The organism is Chryseobacterium sp. MYb264, assembly GCF_035974275.1.
Classification (GTDB): domain Bacteria; phylum Bacteroidota; class Bacteroidia; order Flavobacteriales; family Weeksellaceae; genus Chryseobacterium.
Window position 1 is genome coordinate 317,807 of the sequence record NZ_CP142422.1, and the last position, 18,453, is coordinate 336,259.

The following is an 18,453-nucleotide window of genomic DNA, read 5'->3' on the forward strand; positions in this document are numbered from 1 at the left end:
TTACAATGATCTCTAAAACACTTGAATTGAACGAAATAGTAATTAAACCGAGATTTTGTGAAATAGATTCTCTTTTAATTGTTCACCATTCCAGATTTATACCTTGGGTGGAAGAGGCCAACTTTAATTTCGTGGAGCAGGTCCTGAATATTTCCCGCAAGCAATTATTTGAAATAGACCTCTATAACCCCATCCATAAGTTAGAGTTTTTGTATAAAAATAATGTAAGATGGGACGATGAGCTGATTGTAAGTACCATCATGGAGTATAATCAATTTGCCCTGTTTACCATGCACAATACCATTCGTTGCAGGAAAAATCCATCGAAAATTTTTGCTACTGCGAAGATCTCACTTCTGATTGCAAATAAAGAGCTTAAATTAAAACTTCTGATGCCGGATTTCTATCTTTCCAAAATTAAGCAGGCCGAAAAAGTATATCCACAATATTTTATACAATCTGACCATGTACACCATTCCAAATGATATAGGATACTGCCTCTCTACGGTTTTAAAAGATTATTCCGTGGAGATGGACGCAGAGATCTGTCTGATACTTTGCAGCCCTTTGTGGTTAGGCTTACATATTTCTTCGGAACATCATTACTTTCCTATCAGAAGAAATGAAATCTCATATGTAAACCCTTTGTTTCTTGAGAACTTCTCTGTTAACTCCAATTGTTTATTTATCCCCAGCAGAGCCAATTCTAAGGAAAGTTTCGACTATCTTAAATACAGAAACGGAAATCGTAAAAAGACCCTGGTTAAAGTTGCTGAGAATATTGCATACACTGCCGATAACGGAGATGTTAATAGGGCATATGAAGAAGCTCACAGACCTGTACTGGCCATTATTGATCAAATTTCAGATGTTAATGATGCGACCGTCAGTACAGCAGTATCTCTTATTTTCTCAAAAGAAAACCAGATCACAATACCGAAAAGACATTTTATGGATCATTGGTCCTGTGAATCCAGTCATATTTATACAGATCTGTTTAGAATCATTCCATCAAAAAATACCTTTTCTGAGGAGCTTACTACAATAAAAATTAAATCGGCTCTTGAAAAGCAACATCTGAATTTAAGATCAAATAATAAATCACTTCTTACGGGAAATGCAGTATTGGAATTTTTAAAGGAGGGATTAGAAAAAAAGCTTGAAAACTATGCCTCCCCAAAACAACATAGGGATTTATGGCGAAATAAGCACGGGATCATTCAGCTCAGGGAAGATTATGCTAAGGCGCTGGACAAATTACATTTTATGGATGAATGGGGAGACATACAGGCTATAAAAGAAAGTGTCTTAAAATCGAAAGAAGCTTGGCGTTTATTTTTTGAAATCTTTAATGATGATGCACTTGCAGCACAAACACTTGTCCGGTGTTATGAAGCTCTTATAGATGTTGAAAGTGAATGTATTGACAATTTTAATAAAATGTTATAAATGGAACATGCCCCCGTAATAATAAGCGATTATAAGCATAAACCAGGCGGATCCTGTATCGTAACTGCTTTAAGTGGAATTTACAGACATAAAGGATTGGATTTCGGTCCCGAACAGATTATTGGCCTGGGTTCAGGGCTTCAGTTTGCCTATGGCTACAATCCCTTTGAAAAGAACTACAGAATTGAATTTATTTCTTCACAGCTTTTCTACTCTCTCTTATCCAATACAGGGACATATGGTGAAGAATTTGAATTTTCAGATCAGGAAAAATCGCTGGCAAGAGTCTTAGAATTGATCGACAATAATATGCCCGTTCCGGTAATGATGGATCCCTTATACTGTGAAGGGCTGATGAAACGTACGCCGCAGGAATTCATCAGGCATATTCCATCCCATATGATGGTGGTATATGGTTATGATCTTTCTCTTGGTCAGATATTCCTGTATGACAGCCCTCAGTTTAACCCTGTCAGTATGAAAATAGATGATTTTGTAAAAGCAAGATGTTCCGGTCCCACTTTGCCGGCCAATAAACATGTGGAATTTTATTTTCCGGAAACCATTTATCCCTATGACAGATCTGTGAAACTGGCCATCCGTAAAGTCATCAGTGTATATAAATATTCAGAAAAACATCTTGCTCACAAATCGGGGTTTCAGGCGATAGACAGATTTACGGCGAATGTGAAGAACTGGAGGCAAATATTTAATGATGCTGAAATTACAGAGAATGCGAGATTATTTATGATGGGCGTAACCAATGGACATGCCACTAAAGGTGCATTCAGAACCCAATATTCTGTTTTTCTGGATCAGGCATCTGAAAGAATGAGAGGTAACGGTTTTTATCAGTCCTCAAAAATCTATTATGATTTGGGTAAATTATGGATAGAGTTTCAAAAGGCCCTGAATATACTTATTAAAGATCCCGGAGCCCATGACATATGGAAAGACAAATCATCTTTCTCCCAATTGCTGGATGAGATTAATGATAAAGAAAAGATGGCCATTAATATTTTAGAAAAAGAACTAACACGTATTTAAATGGAGAAGCCTGTTGTTATACAAGTTAAAAACCTTAGCAAGAGTTACAGTGGCATCCGGATTCTGGATGATATTTCATTTAACATCTACCACGGAGAAGTCGTTGGCCTTGCCGGAATTAACGGTGCCGGTAAAAGTACTTTAATCGAAAGTATTGAAGGATTGAGGAAGATAGAAAATGGCTCAGTCCATGTGTTGGGCAAATCAATAGATAAACATTATAAAAGTATTCAGAAGGAAATAGGAATCCAGCTGCAGAGAACGAGCCTTATCGGAAATATTACTTTAGATGAGACCCTGACTCTCTTTAAAACCCTCTATAATGTAAAAACGGATAATGAAACTCTGCTGCGAAGAGTGAGTCTTCAGGAGGCAGCAAAAAAAAAAGTAAAACATTTATCAGGAGGGCAGTACCAAAGATTTAATTTGTGTCTTGCCATACTTAATGATCCCAAGATCCTTTTTCTGGATGAACCCACTACAGGGCTGGATCCCATTGCAAGAAGAGAGCTTTGGTCCATCATTAAAGGGTTAAAAATAAAGGGGGTGACCATTCTTGTGACGACCCATTACTTAGATGAAGCACAGGAAATCTGTGATAAAATCCTCATTCTCGGCAATCAAAAAATCTTGGCTTACGATACTCCTTTCAATTTGATCAAAAAGCTCGAAAATGAGAAAACAATCATAGTAAGCGGTATTGAAGTGCTGAGCAGGGCGGATCTGGAGGTGCTGGAAAAGAAATTTAAATTACAATATACTGAAGAAAAAATGTTTATTTATACCTACGATATCGGAAAGACCCTCAATGAGTTTTTTGAATGGACTAAGCTTAACCATAAGAGTATAACAGATGTCAGTGTGAGGTCTTCAAATTTAGAAGATGTTTTTATGACGTATACAACAGCATCGGTAATGAACAAAAAAAATAAAACTGTATGAGAAATAGTATCGTAGTATCCAGAATATTTATTCTTATTTTTCTTAGGGATAAGCTTAACCTTTTCTTCAGTTTTTTCTTTAATGCTTTTTTAATGGTTATGCTTGGCTTTTATGTCAGTAATCGTTTTGACGTCGGAACCATAGGGGTTTATGATGACCTCAGATCCGGCTTTTCTAATCAGTTTATAAAAGCTCTCAGTAACGATCCTGCGGTAAAAATCAGGAAGTTTAATGATACCCTTTCTCTTTTTAAAGCAGTAGAAAAAGGGGAGATTGTCGCCGGGATAAAAATTAACAGATCTTTTGAAGGATTACAAGATCCTGTAGGGGATCCTCTGTCTCATGACAAGCAATTACAGATCTATGGAAGCTCCGAAAACATGATGTGGGTAAAAATGCTTGAACCGGGTATTAAGATTGCGGTACTTAATACCAATAATACGTCAAAAAAAATGATCTCTAAAATAGATATGGGAACTGAGACCCTTAAATCTAAAAACATCAACTATTTTAGATCCATTTTTCCTGGAGTGCTTGTTTTTTCTGTTATGGGCTTATCATTTACAGGTGCAATGTCGTTGTTATATTTCAGAAAATCGGATGTTTTAAAACGTCTGAAGATCACTCCCCTTAAAAAATATGAATTTCTGACCGGCTTTATTGCGGCCTATTTTATATTGTTGCTGTTACAGGCCGTCTTATATATTTTTATTGCCTGGTTGGTATTTGGATATGTATTTACAGGGAACTATCTGCAAATTGGTTTACTCATTATGTGTTGTGGTCTTCTGTTTATATTGCTTGGAATTACAGTGGCCAATATTGTTCCCAGTGTAGACTCTGGAAACAATATTATAAGATTTTTAAATTTTCCGGCTTCCTTCTTATGCGGGGTATTTATTCCGATTGAAACATTGCCTAAAATTTTGCAGTATGTATCTGTTATCCATCCGCTTACCTATTTTACGGCGGCAATGCGTAATGCTGTGAATTACAATGCGGCATTCACCGGTAACGCTTCAAATTATATGATCATTTTCATATTAATAACGGTTCTCGCTGTTGTATCTGTAAAAACCTTCAAATGGGAGGCTCAATCTTAAAAGTCAAATAAGCATGAAAAAATTACTGGTAATAGAAACTGATGGGATTTCTGAAATAAAAAAAGAATGTGATCTACTGGGATGGCATCCTGTTTTTATCAGAACCAATCAATACGCAAGCTGGCTTCCTCAGGAAAGAACAGAAGACGAGTTTGATATCCGCTCGACAGCCGATTTATCGTATTTTGATATCATTAAGCTTGCATTGGATGAACAGGTGGCAGGAATTCTGCCGATATCTCTGTTGGAGCCGGAAGGAGTCAGGGACAGTCTGGTCAGGGATTATATTGTCAACCATCAGATTCCCATTCGTATGGTGGCTAATTCACCTGCTACCATGGAAAGTACATTTGACAAGTGGCTAACGAAATCCATTCTTGGTTATTTTAATATTCCGGTTACCCCGGATAGACCCATTAACAGGATTGAAGATCTCGGTGATATTGTAAAAGAATTTGGCTTTCCTCTAATTGTTAAAGAGCGTAAAAGCTATACGGGTATGGGCGTAAGGATCATAAATGCTGAGGAAGAACTGGTTAGGTATATAACCAAAAATAGTAAAAAGGAACTCTTCGCCGAGCCTTTTCTCTCAGGATCAGAAATCAGTATGGAAGTTATAGTCTGGAACGACAAAATATTTTTTCAACCTTTAGTATATAAAGGAGAGACAAGACTCAATATTATTGAACATCCCGCCTATAGACCCCGAATTTCACCTTACCAATCTGGGTCGGCTCTGGAACGTAAGATGATAACGATCGTATCAAAGGCTGTTGAACATCTTCAGCTAAACGGTGCAGCGGAATTTGAGTTTCTTATTGTTGACGGCGAACCTCTTATCATGGAGATTAATCCAAGAATATCAGGCGTAACGAGATTGTGCAATGCGGCCGGAGGAGCAAATGTATACCGGGAGCTTACCTACCTTTGTACCCAGGATACCCTTCGTAAAGACCTGGCAATACATCCGAATAACTATGCGATCCAATTTCCACTGAACATCAATCCTGAAGGTGATCTTCTGAAAGAGATGCAGCAGGACCCGCATATAAGTTATATTAAACCGGTTACCTGGATGCCGATTCTGCCTATCAGAAGCAATGTCATCATGAGCTATGATACTCCGGATGGCTTGCTAAAGGGAATCAGAGCTCTGGAACATCTTACTGATCCACGATATATAAACGAAGCCTTACAATCATTTGATTTTTTTTAAAGGCAGATTATTTTATTGCATAATGAACATTTAGTATTTTGAGAATGAACGATTATTCATTTTTACATCAGACCAATATTATCCTTCATATTGTAGCGGGATCCTTGGCTCTTATTGCGGGGCTGATCGCTATCGTAACAACAAAAGGAGGGAAGAGTCATCGTAAGTCCGGAATCGTATTTCTTATCTTTCTTATGATGGTGATCATTACGGGACTGGTTGGTGTTTTTGTATTCGGACGGAATATATTCCTCTTGATCATTACCATGTTAAGTGGCTATCTGGGTTTTTCAGGCTATCGCGTACTAAAGTCCAGATCAAATAAGATTTATATGGCGGATGTTGTCATCGCCCTGATTGTATTGACTGCTACCGGCTACTTTTTATACTATTTGAAATCAATAGGTTTTATATGGTCGCCAATTATTGTTTACAGCACGGTGGGGTATTTGGTAGGTATGATCACGTATGATTTTATCCGCTATTTAATTCCTGCAGGTAGATACCGGAATCTGTGGTTATATGAGCATATCGTAAAAATGATAAGTGCCTTTAGCGGAATACTTTCGGCATTTACAGGAACCGTTCTTCCGCAGTATCATCCTTACAGTCAGTTTTTACCTTCTGTATTGGGAACTGTAGTGGCGGTTGGTTTTATGGTATATGTATACAATAGGAAAACGAAAAATAGGTTTATCCGGAAATAGTAAAAAACAGCTCATTCTTCAGTTTTAGATTTCACTTAATAATAATGATTTTAATACTATATGAAACAACAAGAGGCAGTCGGAAGTTTTAATGCTACAGCGGTAGTACAGGATGTTTATAATCATCACAATACACAGAGTCCTTTTCCTGATCAGTGTACTTTGGCAGATCTTTTTTTTGAGCAGGTAAAATCGGTTCCACAGAATATTGCCATCATAGAAAAAGATAAACAGTATACCTATTTGGAATTAGGAACAGAAGTAAACAGATTGATCCGTATTCTCCGAAATAAGGAGCTCGAAAAAGGAAGTGCCATTGTAATCCTGCTGGAGCCAGGATTTCATCTGCTGGCAACGATGCTGGCAGTACAGAAATCAGGACATTATTATATACCCATTGATATCCGGTCATCCGGTACCCATGTTCACTATATGGTATCAGACTGTAATCCAGGTTTGATTATGACGAGCAGTACGGTCTCTGCCACCTATTCTTTTCATCACAGGATAGCTGTTTGTCTGGTCGATGTGCCGTCGATAAGTGATAGCAGCAGTGTGAATGAGAGAGACCGGATTCAGGTGGAGGATACGGCGTATGTTATGTATACTTCGGGAACCTCAGGAAGACCTAAAAGAGTAGCCGTATCCCACCGGTCACTGGTCAATTATTGTTTTTGGGCCATGCACGAATACCGTACAGAAGATCGTTGTGTTTTTCCTTTAATAACCTCTGTTTCCTTTGATCTCACGATTACCTCTCTTTTTGTGCCACTCATCTGTGGCGGATCAATTGTTGTTACGGTGGGTAATGAAGAAGAGACTCCTGTATTGACGGCGATAAGGGAAAATAAAGTGAATATAATTAAGTTAACACCCTCACAATTGCTTTTGATTGCAAATAATGCCGTTTCCGAGCAGCAGTATTGTAACAGTAGTGTTCGTGTGTTTGTGGTTGGTGGAGAAGATTTAAGTGCAAAATTATGTCACAAAATTACGGCCTTATTCGGAGGGAATATAAAAATATATAATGAATACGGACCTACCGAGGCTACTGTAGGCTGTATGATCTATGAATTTGATCCAAAGAATAACACAACAGGCCTTATTCCTGTCGGTAAACCGATTAGTAACTCCCGTATTTATCTGTTAGATAGATTGTTGATGCCTGTTGGGGAAGGGGAGGTTGGTGAGATTTATATTGCAGGAGCAGGGCTGGCAAAAGAATATATGAACAATCCAAAAATGAATACCGAAAGGTTTATTCCTGATCCTTTTGTTAAAAACGAGAAGATGTATAAATCCGGTGACTTAGGACGTTGGAACGCCTTTGGGGAATTGGAATGTCTGGGGCGTTTGGAAAGGCGGGTTGTAATAGAGGGACAAATTATTCTGTTAAGCGAAATAGAAAATACCGTCACAAATCATGAGTCGGTTCTTTCCTCCTTTGCTGCCATTCGGAGCAAGGATGATGGTGGCAGTATGCTTTGTGTGTATGTTATACCATGCGAAAAAGGTTCGGGGAAAGATGAAATAGATCGTCTGAAAGATGAACTTATACCCCTGACGAAGGAAGTTTTAACCGTTGATATCTGGACTGAAATCATTGTCGTGGACAGTTTCCCCTTAAATTTGAATGATAAAATGGCTGCGGACAGATTATGATATTTTTATGAACAGCATTTTATAATAGAATCTTTAAATTTTACAGGTTCTAAGTAAACGGCTATATTCCCTATCGGTGGTATGCTGATGCAATATTCCGTGAGCAATCCGATACGGGATGCTCTTCTATCGGCTTTTCTACTCTTCCCTCAACAACCAAATCTGTTAAGCAGAAATTAGGAGGAGGGATGCTTTAAGACCGTCTCTTTTTTTAAGTTGCCGACTGCACAGGACAAAATATGGATGAGCTGCCGTTTCCACCAATAATTCAAACGAATAGAGGATTAATTGTCAAAAAGTAAATGCAAAAAGTATAATTAAATGTATTATATTTAAGCTGAATTCAGGACATCTGTGAACTGGAAGAGAGAAGTCGAGTTTTTTTATCTCCTGATCAGACCTGAAAGAAGATTTACATTATAAAGGTTTTTATTCTGGTATGTTTTTTTATGGAATATTGGAAGATGAAACAGATCTAAAATAGAAAAACTATAGGGTAATACTGTTTTCTTTTTGAATGGCACCTTAATAAACCCCAAAGGAGCTAAATATCAGTAGTGTGGGGTGAAACCCGATGAACAGGTATTTAATGATGCTATAACCCCTCAGAGGTTGAATAATGTAAAAGAAATTTCAAAGATAAAATGGTATAAGCTACGTCAATAGATTGATACAGGTTTCATTCTGTGTAACACTTGTACCTAAAATAAAAGAAACCGGTATAAAAAATAAAAGACATGAATAGAATCAATAAAATTTTTTGTCGGTGCTGTATATTCATCTTAATGTCAGTTTACCTGAATGTATTTTCTCAAAGTGGCGGAAATAAGGATGCCTATACTTACACAGTCAGAGAGGAGTATGGGGATCTGAATCATGACGGTAAAATGGATAAACTAATCGTGAAAATGGATACAGTGGGGACAACGAGACCCTTGAAACTGGAGATTTTTCTGTCTCAGCCTAACGGAAAATATGCTTTGGAGGTCTCTTCAGATCAAATTATTGAGCCTCAATATCCTGCCGAAAAACAGGGACGGTATAATGGTTTCCAGATTCCCGATTTTATCATTGAAAAAGGAATTTTAAAAATGTGGAGCGAAATGGAAGGGGGGAATATCACTTATCATTTCAAATACAACAAAGGAAATTTTGAATTAATTTACGTTGAAAAGCTCACAAACGATGCAACCCAACCTTATATTGATGAAAATACAGTATTCACAGAGACTACATTTGACCTGGTAACAGGCATCAGAATAGAAACTGATGAAAGATCAGGTTCTGCTGGAACACTAAAGGTGAGAAAGAAAAAAGTTTTCATACGCCCCCTGCCTAAAATACAGGATTTTAAATTTTCTGATAAAGAGCTTTATTAGCTGGCTTCTGTAAACAGTCCGCAGGTCCCATCGCCTGACAGGGTTTAAAAATCAGTAGATTGGGTTAGCGGCTTCCATTGTTGGTAATCTGAACGGAGTAATTCTAATTTACTCATGGCACGGGAATAAGCATCACTTCCTAAAAGTAAATATAAAGGAGGCTGATCCATCTCCGTAATTTCCATCATTACTTTGGCTGCTTTTTCAGGATCGCCTGCCTGGGTTCCACCTGCCGCGGCAAAACGATGGTTAAGAGTGTGGAGATGGCCATATGCATCAATAGTATTTTCAGCTAAAACGAGAGAGTCGGGGTTGTTAAAGTTAGTGCGGAAAGAACCGGGAGCGATCAGTGTTACCTGGATGCCAAGAGATTTCACGTCCTCTGCCAGCACTTCTGTAAGACCAATGACTGCATGTTTTGCGGCAGCATATACAGACCAGCCCGCTGATGGTGCAATCCCTGCAATAGAGGAAATATTGATAATGTGACCGGATGACTGACTACGCATAATGGGTAACACATGCCTGATCACATTCATGGTTCCGAATACGTTAATATCAAAGCTGTCACGTGTTTCTTTGTCGCTAAGCTCTTCTATACTTCCACCAATTCCGTATCCTGCATTATTGACAACAACGTCTATTTTTCCAAATCTTTGCCGGGTCTTCAGGATTGCCGATACAACACTTTGCTCATTGGCTAATTCTACCTGCAACGGGAGAAAATCAGCGGTGTTTTCGTGACCCAGCTCATTCACAAGAACCTCCGTATGACGGGAAGTGGCTGCCACTTTACTGCCTTCTGCCAGCAATTGTCTTATTAATGCTAATCCCAGGCCTTTGGAGGCTCCGGTGATAAACCATACTTTTTGTTTTTTCATAGGTCTGATTATTTATAAGGCAAAGTTAGACCTTCCTTGCTGCCCTTCTTTACCTAAATCAAACAAGTGCTGTCAAAATTCAAACACTACGGACGGAGGTAGGAGTAACCTTCGTTTGTTTTTTGAAAAAATAAGCAAAATGGGAAGGGTTCGAAAACCCAAGTCTATCACTGATTTCAGATATATTCCAGTCACTATGTTTCAAGAGGGCTGTTGCTTCCGCTGCAATTCGTTGGGAGATGTGTTCCGTGGTGGTTTTTCCTGTGGTCTTTTTTACTGCCCGGTTGAGGTGGTTAACATGTACTGAGAGCTTTTCCGCAAAATCAATTGCCGAACGCAGCTCAAGAAATTGATCCGTAGATTCTATCGGAAACTGCCTTTCAAGCATTTCAGTAAAAATAGAGGTGAGGCGTGCGTTTGTATCAGGATGGTGGTAGAGCGTTTCTCCAGGTTGTATTTTCATCGCAAAATGAAGAAGCTCGAATACATGATTTCTTAAAAGATCATATTTAAAACGATAATCTGACTGTCGTTCATGAAGCATTTTTTCAAAAAAAGACTCCACTTCTTTATCCTGATCTTCACTGAGGGGAAATTCATGTCTGCCGTCCCTTTTAAACATATCGATGTCCTGAATACCATTTCTGAGATGATCAATATAAAAAAGATCTTTGAAAACACAGAAGAAGCCCGTTGATTCTTTATCCAGACGTTCAAACCGATAAGGCATCGCGGGATTGAAAAACAGAAGCGTGCTTCCGTTGATCTCGATACTTTTATGGGCATAATGACAGCGGTGCCTGCCTCGAATCAGCATGATCTTGTAAAAATCATAACGCGCATAGGGGGCAGGGGAGGCTCCTTCATTAAGTTTTGTCAGGCGAAAAACATTAAAGCCTCCTGCCTCATAGGGCGGAAGTAATGGTGTTTCACTGAACTTATGGGCATAAAATGAGTCTAAACTTGTTTTCTCCGGCATCATACAAAATTACAAATTATGGTCTTAATGATGATAATACATCGTAGACCCGCCTTTTCCCTGCTGCTTTTTCTTCTTTATTTCGTAAATGAAAATTTTAAGAACTCCTTTAAAATGTAAACATGCTCTTAAATTTCAGTATTTCTGTAAAGGGCTTATCAAAGCTTTTATCATCCATCAAAAATATCGCTGATAATGGGGATTTTTTTATCCTCTCATAGTTTTTAATATTGAATATTGAAATGTATACTATATCAGCATATGAAAACGACAATAATAGGCATCTTTTTTATCATGAACTTTTTCATGGCCTGCTCACAACAGGATAAGTATTATATTCCGGCACTTTCTTCCCGCCCTGAGGACATCCAGATTGTTCCTTTCCTAACAAAGGAGAACGATTTTATATATGTGAATAAGTTGAGCCTGAAGCCTGCTTTCGGTCATACATTCAAGACAGCATCTATTTATACTTCCACCGGTTTTGCCGTTGTGACCAATAAAGCAGATGAATATGCCGTCATAAACGATACGGGGAAAATAGTCCTTGATTTCTCACCTAAGGAAATTAACCTGAACTGCGTGAATGGAATTACATTTTACAAAAGAGAAATCGAATATAAAAAGAAAATGCCGGTTTGGAAATGGGACTGGAATATCATGGGCAGCGGCATTCAAAAAAAACAAACTTATCACGATATAGAAGTAGGTATTCTTGAAACCGGGCAGGTATTGATTAGAAAAGATCTGCCTTATCTGGAAGATGATGTTGATCTCAATATGATATCTATCGATGAGAAACACCTTTTTTGGAATGGTAGCATCTATGAAATGAACAAGAATCGTCTGAATAAAAGTGAGCAGAATATTGCTGATATGCTTAATGATAAACGCTATATCAAAATATCCGACGGGAATTTTTCACTCTATAATCTTAATCAGAAAAAAGCAGTTCACAGCAATCTGGAAGGAACTGAAATGCTTTCTGTTGTATATGGTAAGGAAACCATAACCCTGACTGAGGTCAACAAAGAACGGTACAAACCCGAGGTGCCAAAACTTCTGGAAGACAGGAAATCCAATAATCTATATGCTTTTCCTCTTTATGAAAAGCCTTTTCCGAAAGAAATTACAAAGGCAACAGCTTCTCAGATTGATTTTATCCGCAAAACATCTTTGGTGTATTCTATGGAGGGTTCTCCTTATTTTCTATTGGGCGTTTTCAACTATGACGAAGCTGTCTGGGCCTATGACTGGTTGTATATTGATACGAATGGCGTAGTCTTTGAGCAACCGGAGATGACCGTCCATTTTAAAGTCCTCGATCAGATTGGAAATCTGGTTTGGCCCGACAGAAAGATGATTTTTCCGGATATACTCAATACTGAAAAGTGGAAGTTTGGAAAAATTAGTTCCTACACCGGTATGGAAGACCTGTATATTATCGCAGTTGAAAATCGAAAGCAGGAAAGGAATATGGGATTATGGAACAGCCGTACCCAATCCTGGGATATCCCCCCGGAATACCATCATATCAATGTTTTGGATACAGAAAAACAAATTTATGCACTTCAGAAAAACGATGATGGCTTATACAGACTTTACCATCTTAAAGACAGGAAAATGATAGGTGAGAAAGGCTATGACTCTGTTAATTCCGAGGGGTTAGTTTCCGTTAAAAACGGTTCTGACCTCATCGTTTATTATTATATCGATATTAACTCCGGAAGAGAATACCGTGAAAAGTAAGAGATAAAGCTCATCCTCTTTTCTTTTTGAATTTCCCTTAAAACCCCCGAAGAGCTTAAATGTGAATGGCGTCGGGTGAAACCCGATGGATATGTGTTCAATGATGTAATAACCTGAAAGGATTAAATAATCTAATGGAAATTTCAAAGATAAAATGGTATGAAAGTGACAGTCAAAATTCTTAAACAGCAAGAAAACAGTAAAATGAAGATCAAGATAAAAAAACGGAGACTTCCATCTGGTGGCTTTACGTTGCTTCTTATTCTCCTGACTCTCAGCTGCCGGAAAGCTGACGAAAAAAAAACAGGTTTTCAGAATGATCTTAAAAATACCCGGTGGATTGTTGATTCCGGCGGGATTATCGGCGCCGGCGGGGATTCAGTCTATTATCTCTCCAGACGAATAGATTCTCTCCAATTATTCAACTTTCATGCGATTGATTTTTTGGACGAGGAGAAGTTCACCAGCTATGACAGTTGGGAGTGCGGGAATGATTGTTTTACCCGGGCATTCGGAAGATATTATTTCACCGGAAATCAGAAGGTAATAATGGAAATAGACAGCATAAGCACGATCGGAACCTGCATGGCTCCGACACGGATTTTTGAACCATCAGAAACAAGAATTTTCGATCTGTCAAGAGAAGGAAAAGGGCTCATATTTAGAGAAAATAAAAGTAAGATCTCCCAAGAGAAATAACTGTTCTTTTAAGGTGTTTTTTACATCAAAAAGGCTTCTCGATATGTCCGGAGATATGAAATTCACTGCAGGAAAGGAAGCTTCCGATGTCCCGATGATTCATTTAGTTTCTTATCTGGCTGAAAGCAGGGATTGTATCGGATACCGGTTTTTCACAATTTTGCAGGACAGTATTTTAGAAATACAAGGCGTGTTATTAAACATCTGTGTTAATGATGAGGCACCGGACATAATGACTCATAAAACGCTAATATCTGTTATATTTTAATACATGGTTAAAGGAAAATTAAAGAATATTGAAAATGAAAAAAATGATTATATCTGCCATAGCAGCATGGCTTATGAATATAAGCATCACTGCACAGGAAAAAATCTATTTCGATGAAAACTGGGAAGTCACGACAAAGGACAAAATGGTTTATTACCGCGAAACGGAAACTAAAGACAAACGAATCCTGATCCGGGATTATTATACGGACGGAACACTCCAGATGGAAGGCCCTGCAGTCGATACAACAGCCGGAAGTGAAATTTTTGACGGAACAGTAACCTGGTATAGTCCTGAAGGAAAAATGGTGATTCAAAAATCTTTTGTAAACGGAAGTGAGATAGGTCCTTCAAGGTCATTTGATGAAAAAGGAAGACCTATTCAGGAATTTTTTTACAAAAAAGACGGTACTTTTACCGGTAAAATTTATAACTATAAAGACCCTGAGGGTTCCTCTTCCTATAATGCCGTTTCGTTCTACGACAGTCCGTACTCGTACAAAACAATCGTGTATGATGAGGATATAAAAGGTATACGATATGAAGCTGAAAGTAGCGACGCATTGGAATACTTTACCAAATACTACGGAGAAAATGGTAAATATATAGGTAAAAGTTCCCTGGGGGATGATAAAGATTACTGGGATGTTGAATACTACTACAATCCGATGGTAGTTTCGAGAGTGCAGAAGAAAAATAAAAACGGGGAGCTTATCGAAGGGGTGATCTACGATAGAAATGGTAAAATTCTACAGGAAGAAAAGAAAAATAAAAAAGGAGGTTTCAAAAAAACGTATGATCACAACGGAAAGCTGATCGGAAATCTCAGCTATAAGTACGATAAGGAAAGTGAATCTTTAGTTCCGCAGGATGGCGATGATTATTGGTTTAATTCTACATTTTCGGGCTATATTTCCATCGATTCCTATAAAAATGGAGCGGCAGTATCCGTCAAATATTTTGATGAAGATGCCCGGTTAGCTTCAGAAAAATTCGTCGAAGGGTTTGATACTGTTAAAATAAACTATTACAGCCCTGACGGGACGATAAAAGGAGTCCTAAACTACCGAGAAGGGCAACCTTACAACGGTATTTTATATGACGAGCTCGCAGAACAGCAATACCAAAACGGAACGGTCATCCTTTCCAAAACCTTCACGGATAAGGAACAGTTGAAATCAGAATCAAAAATCAATACTGAAAATACCCTTTATCACACCTCAGTGTATGATCACAAAGGAAAGGTTATCTATACCTACAGCAAACCCGCAGAGGAATCCGAGTTTTTTACAGCGAAGATCACCCAGTATGTGAACGGAAAACAAGTCAGCAAAGCTGTTATAAAAGATGGGGTTATTGAAAGCGGAAAAATCAGTTACAAAGTTGACGGAGGATCAAAAGAATTGGCACGCCAGGGAGACCGTATCCTGTTAAAATTCTATAATAAGGACGGAAAACTGATTCAGAATACTGAATTATTCGAGGAAAATGACCGTATTGATGAATGGGGTGGACTGAATAAAATAACAACGGAGGCAGATTTGCTTCGTGAAGAATCTGAGCCCATAGATTAAGGGGCTTCTATGACCGCCACCTTGGGTAATCAGGATATTCCGGAGGGATCCTGATTACCCAAGGTTATGTAAGATCCCGCTGCCAAAGATTTCGGATGACAGATGAGGCTGTTTTCTATTATTTTTCCGTTCTGTTTAACAGCGACTTTTAGTGACTGGGTGAAGGTCACGCAGAAAAACGGAGAAAACAGAAGGGACAATTTAATTTTTTTCAGCATAAATTTTTAAATTATAAAATTAAGGCTGCGTATAGACACCCGCTTATTTAAGAGGAGAAATTCCTGTTTTGTAAAAAAAATCGAAAAATACAGGAAAATCTCCTTTAGTGTCTGCATGACATGTAAGTAAGCTCTTAAAATAAACTGATTTTCAGCTGGATTTTAATATAGGACGCTTTTTGCTTTTTATTTTTTGCCGGGGTGGATGTGGTAGGATAAACCTCGGCATAAAAGGTATCGTGATTCATCCAGAAGCCCTTTTTTTCGTCCGAGAATTTAAATCCTGTAAAATTAACATAGAGCTGATTGATCTGTTTCTTTGTTTCAGGAAAATACTGAGCCATCATAAAATCCGATCCTGTATCATTATTATTGCTTATTGAAGAAATCCTGTTGATAGAAGGAATGGTATGAGGATAGCCGGAGGTGAACAGATCCATAGAAAATCCCTCTTTCGGGTTATAAAAGGTATAAAAGGCATTATTGGCATCCTGGTTGTCTTCCCTAAAGACCTCAAGACCCAGAAAAGGAGAGTATCCGATGTATTGATAAGACAGAAGGCCATCTTCTGTAGGCAGGTTTTCATATTGCTGGATTTTTATTTCCCGTCCGTCTTTGTCACTGATCCAGTTGTTGCCTTTTAGTATAATATGAGGATTTTTAATTAAAACTTCATCTGCTTTTGATTTCAGAGCCTCATGATATTCTGCGGCCGTTACTTCTTCCACACTGCCATATTGGGTGAATGATTTGTTGTTGAAATCAGTTTGCTCCCTATAGGTGCTGCTTCTAATCTCATTAAGGTTAATCCCCTTTAATGTGAGATCAAATGAGGCCGTAAATTCAGATTTCAGAACGAAGGCTTCTATGCTGTTGGAAATGGTATTGTTAATGCTGAAATGAATGGAGTAAAAATCATCAAATTCTTCAAATCCATAATAGTTATCAAGCTTTTGGTAAGGAACTTTAAGATAAGCCGAATCTTTATTTGGAGCCACATAAAAGCGAACGGAATCAAGCTTCGTAAACAATTGAAAAGGAACTTCCTGAATATTGTCTACGCCTTTTATTTTTTTGAAATCCGCAAATGTGATAACGCTGTCGTGATGTGCTGCTTTGGCTTTATTGCTTTCCTTTTTTTTGTCCTGAGGGTTACATGCCAGAGTACTCACTAAAAGAGAAGAAATCAGAAATGGATATGTAATTTTCATTGCTTACTTTTTGCTGTAAAAGTAGAATTAATACGATGAGCCTCCAACAAAATGCTCTTTTACCACTGAAAAATGGCTGATATCAGGGATAAATTGCCAACTGTTTTTTAAACAATTTTGTGACTCGTAAATGGAGTTGTATTCCTTAATTTTATACCTATGAAAAATATAATATGTAGCCTTTCACTTCTGACTTTTTCACTGAACGCCTGTAATTCGGGAACCGAAAAAAAAACGGAATCTAAGGATCCCATCATGATAAAGTCCGGTTCCAAGGGGGAAATCTCTCGAAAAGAAGACGTGAAAACATCGGAAATTCCGAAAGAGCTTAATGAATTAATTCCTGTTGATATACTGGATGGCAAAAGTAAAAATGTTTATGAAAAATATGGGATTGAATTCTCAGGAAATTGTTATGCCTGCGATTTGGCAAACCTTTCTGTTACGAAAAACAAAATAGTTTGGACCAACGTCTGTGATGAAAAAGATACTTTTGAGATCAATACTTTTACATCTGCTACAGAAGGAAATACAACGGTTATCAAAACCGCGCAAAGCACTTATATCTTAACGAAGATTGATGAAGCGCCGGTTTACAAATTGGTAACGGAAGGGGAAAAACCGAATCCTAAAAATAAAAGATTATCAGGGTATTTTACCACAAAACAGGCATTACCCCTTTTCAGGGAGCACGACTGTGGTGATTTTGAGGGCTAAAATATTCCGTCATTTTTCTGATATTGCTGCATAAGGGAGGATGGGAATTTTGACAACTCCCGTTTTAAGTCTCACTAAACCGTTCTACTGATAAAAGATCTAAAAGGTTAAGCAAAGAAAATCAACGATATCATCTGTGGAAAATCTGAGGCAATCTGTGGGAAATAAAAAATTCGTGCATTCGTGGCCAAAATATGCAGCCCTCCATTTTATCAAAGATAAAATCCTTGCGCCTTAAAAACATAAAGTATTAAAAAATACCTTTGCGACTTTGCGAAAAGCCAACAGAAACAGCCCCACCCACGAAAATCCTATCAATCTGTGGGAAATAAAAAATTCGTGCATTCGTGGCGATAATATGCAGCCCTCCATTTTATCAAAGATAAAATCCTTGCGCCTTAAAAAACATAAAGCATTAAAAAATACCTTTACGACTTTGCGAAAAACCAACAGAAACAGCCTACCCACGAAAATCCTATCAATCTGTGGGAAATAAAAAATTCGTGCATTCGTGGCCAAAATATGCAGCCCTCCATTTTATCAAAGATAAAATCCTTGCGCCTTAAAAACATAAAGTATTAAAAAATACCTTTGCGACTTTGCGAAAAGCCAACAGAAATAGCCCCACCCAAGAAAATCCTATCAATCTGTGG

The 18,453-nt window shown here is 38.0% G+C and carries 16 protein-coding genes; 13 read left to right on the plus strand and 3 right to left on the minus strand.

Going from position 1 to position 18,453, the window contains the following annotated elements; translation table 11 throughout:
- The first annotated feature begins 5 nt into the window (after window positions 1-5).
- The 9 genes from VUJ46_RS01390 (at window position 6) to VUJ46_RS01430 (ending at window position 9,505) form a co-directional block, all read left to right on the plus strand.
- A complete protein-coding gene (locus tag VUJ46_RS01390; RefSeq protein ID WP_326983229.1) occupies window positions 6-485 on the plus strand; it encodes an acyl-CoA thioesterase in 480 nt (159 codons plus the stop codon).
- On the plus strand, window positions 466-1,449 hold the full coding sequence (locus VUJ46_RS01395; protein ID WP_326983230.1) for a hypothetical protein: 984 nt from the start codon (window positions 466-468) through the stop codon (window positions 1,447-1,449). The genes VUJ46_RS01390 and VUJ46_RS01395 overlap by 20 nt, the downstream gene beginning before the upstream one ends.
- Window positions 1,450-2,496 (plus strand): DUF4872 domain-containing protein, encoded by a 1,047-nt coding sequence (locus VUJ46_RS01400; protein WP_326983231.1) that lies wholly within the window; start codon window positions 1,450-1,452, stop codon window positions 2,494-2,496.
- Window positions 2,497-3,438 (plus strand): ABC transporter ATP-binding protein, encoded by a 942-nt coding sequence (locus VUJ46_RS01405; RefSeq protein ID WP_326983232.1) that lies wholly within the window; start codon window positions 2,497-2,499, stop codon window positions 3,436-3,438.
- Complete coding sequence (locus VUJ46_RS01410; protein ID WP_326983233.1) at window positions 3,435-4,541, plus strand: ABC transporter permease; 1,107 nt, start codon at window positions 3,435-3,437, stop codon at window positions 4,539-4,541. Before VUJ46_RS01405 ends, VUJ46_RS01410 begins: the two co-directional genes overlap by 4 nt.
- Window positions 4,542-4,554: 13 nt before the next feature.
- Entirely contained in the window at window positions 4,555-5,757 is a 1,203-nt protein-coding gene (locus VUJ46_RS01415; protein WP_326983234.1) for an ATP-grasp domain-containing protein, read from the plus strand.
- A 44-nt stretch (window positions 5,758-5,801) separates the two neighbouring features.
- Complete coding sequence (locus tag VUJ46_RS01420) at window positions 5,802-6,464, plus strand: hypothetical protein (protein WP_326983235.1); 663 nt, start codon at window positions 5,802-5,804, stop codon at window positions 6,462-6,464.
- Window positions 6,465-6,524: 60 nt separating this feature from the next.
- Window positions 6,525-8,126, plus strand: a complete 1,602-nt coding sequence (locus VUJ46_RS01425) for an amino acid adenylation domain-containing protein (RefSeq protein ID WP_326983236.1) — start codon at window positions 6,525-6,527, stop codon at window positions 8,124-8,126.
- A 785-nt stretch (window positions 8,127-8,911) separates the two neighbouring features.
- Window positions 8,912-9,505 carry a hypothetical protein gene (locus tag VUJ46_RS01430; RefSeq protein ID WP_326983237.1) on the plus strand — a complete coding sequence of 198 codons (594 nt, stop codon included), beginning with the start codon at window positions 8,912-8,914 and terminating at the stop codon, window positions 9,503-9,505.
- A gap of 44 nt (window positions 9,506-9,549) precedes the next feature.
- Here the strand turns inward: VUJ46_RS01430 and VUJ46_RS01435 are convergent, their stop codons facing one another.
- Window positions 9,550-10,386, minus strand: a complete 837-nt coding sequence (locus tag VUJ46_RS01435) for an SDR family oxidoreductase (protein ID WP_326983238.1) — start codon at window positions 10,384-10,386, stop codon at window positions 9,550-9,552.
- A gap of 79 nt (window positions 10,387-10,465) precedes the next feature.
- A complete protein-coding gene (locus tag VUJ46_RS01440; protein WP_326983239.1) occupies window positions 10,466-11,368 on the minus strand; it encodes a helix-turn-helix domain-containing protein in 903 nt (300 codons plus the stop codon).
- Between the two features lie 258 nt (window positions 11,369-11,626).
- On the opposite strand from VUJ46_RS01440, the gene VUJ46_RS01445 reads away from it, so the two are divergent.
- The 3 genes from VUJ46_RS01445 to VUJ46_RS01455 all read left to right on the plus strand — a co-directional run bounded on the left by VUJ46_RS01445 (window position 11,627) and on the right by VUJ46_RS01455 (window position 15,654).
- Window positions 11,627-13,114 (plus strand): hypothetical protein, encoded by a 1,488-nt coding sequence (locus tag VUJ46_RS01445; RefSeq protein WP_326983240.1) that lies wholly within the window; start codon window positions 11,627-11,629, stop codon window positions 13,112-13,114.
- A 204-nt stretch (window positions 13,115-13,318) separates the two neighbouring features.
- Window positions 13,319-13,813: a hypothetical protein gene (locus VUJ46_RS01450; RefSeq protein ID WP_326983241.1), complete on the plus strand. Its 495-nt coding sequence runs from the start codon at window positions 13,319-13,321 to the stop codon at window positions 13,811-13,813.
- A gap of 302 nt (window positions 13,814-14,115) precedes the next feature.
- Window positions 14,116-15,654, plus strand: coding sequence for a hypothetical protein (locus tag VUJ46_RS01455; RefSeq protein ID WP_326983242.1), 1,539 nt, complete (start codon window positions 14,116-14,118; stop codon window positions 15,652-15,654).
- A 352-nt stretch (window positions 15,655-16,006) separates the two neighbouring features.
- Here the strand turns inward: VUJ46_RS01455 and VUJ46_RS01460 are convergent, their stop codons facing one another.
- Window positions 16,007-17,083, minus strand: a complete 1,077-nt coding sequence (locus tag VUJ46_RS01460) for a resolvase (protein ID WP_326983243.1) — start codon at window positions 17,081-17,083, stop codon at window positions 16,007-16,009.
- Window positions 17,084-17,242: 159 nt separating this feature from the next.
- Here VUJ46_RS01460 and VUJ46_RS01465 point away from each other — a divergent pair, with 159 nt between their 5' ends.
- Window positions 17,243-17,800 carry a hypothetical protein gene (locus VUJ46_RS01465; RefSeq protein WP_326983244.1) on the plus strand — a complete coding sequence of 186 codons (558 nt, stop codon included), beginning with the start codon at window positions 17,243-17,245 and terminating at the stop codon, window positions 17,798-17,800.
- Window positions 17,801-18,453 lie beyond the last annotated feature (653 nt).

Bases quoted from the DNA above. Each gene is read 5' to 3' on its own strand.
- VUJ46_RS01390 (WP_326983229.1), top strand. From the start codon at position 6: ATGATCTCTAAAACACTTGAATTGAACGAAATAGTAATTAAACCGAGA.
- VUJ46_RS01395 (WP_326983230.1), top strand. From the start codon at position 466: ATGTACACCATTCCAAATGATATAGGATACTGCCTCTCTACGGTTTTA.
- VUJ46_RS01400 (WP_326983231.1), top strand. From the start codon at position 1,450: ATGGAACATGCCCCCGTAATAATAAGCGATTATAAGCATAAACCAGGC.
- VUJ46_RS01405 (WP_326983232.1), top strand. From the start codon at position 2,497: ATGGAGAAGCCTGTTGTTATACAAGTTAAAAACCTTAGCAAGAGTTAC.
- VUJ46_RS01410 (WP_326983233.1), top strand. From the start codon at position 3,435: ATGAGAAATAGTATCGTAGTATCCAGAATATTTATTCTTATTTTTCTT.
- VUJ46_RS01415 (WP_326983234.1), top strand. From the start codon at position 4,555: ATGAAAAAATTACTGGTAATAGAAACTGATGGGATTTCTGAAATAAAA.
- VUJ46_RS01420 (WP_326983235.1), top strand. From the start codon at position 5,802: ATGAACGATTATTCATTTTTACATCAGACCAATATTATCCTTCATATT.
- VUJ46_RS01425 (WP_326983236.1), top strand. From the start codon at position 6,525: ATGAAACAACAAGAGGCAGTCGGAAGTTTTAATGCTACAGCGGTAGTA.
- VUJ46_RS01430 (WP_326983237.1), top strand. From the start codon at position 8,912: ATGTCAGTTTACCTGAATGTATTTTCTCAAAGTGGCGGAAATAAGGAT.
- VUJ46_RS01435 (WP_326983238.1), bottom strand. From the start codon at position 10,386: ATGAAAAAACAAAAAGTATGGTTTATCACCGGAGCCTCCAAAGGCCTG.
- VUJ46_RS01440 (WP_326983239.1), bottom strand. From the start codon at position 11,368: ATGATGCCGGAGAAAACAAGTTTAGACTCATTTTATGCCCATAAGTTC.
- VUJ46_RS01445 (WP_326983240.1), top strand. From the start codon at position 11,627: ATGAAAACGACAATAATAGGCATCTTTTTTATCATGAACTTTTTCATG.
- VUJ46_RS01450 (WP_326983241.1), top strand. From the start codon at position 13,319: ATGAAGATCAAGATAAAAAAACGGAGACTTCCATCTGGTGGCTTTACG.
- VUJ46_RS01455 (WP_326983242.1), top strand. From the start codon at position 14,116: ATGAAAAAAATGATTATATCTGCCATAGCAGCATGGCTTATGAATATA.
- VUJ46_RS01460 (WP_326983243.1), bottom strand. From the start codon at position 17,083: ATGAAAATTACATATCCATTTCTGATTTCTTCTCTTTTAGTGAGTACT.
- VUJ46_RS01465 (WP_326983244.1), top strand. From the start codon at position 17,243: ATGAAAAATATAATATGTAGCCTTTCACTTCTGACTTTTTCACTGAAC.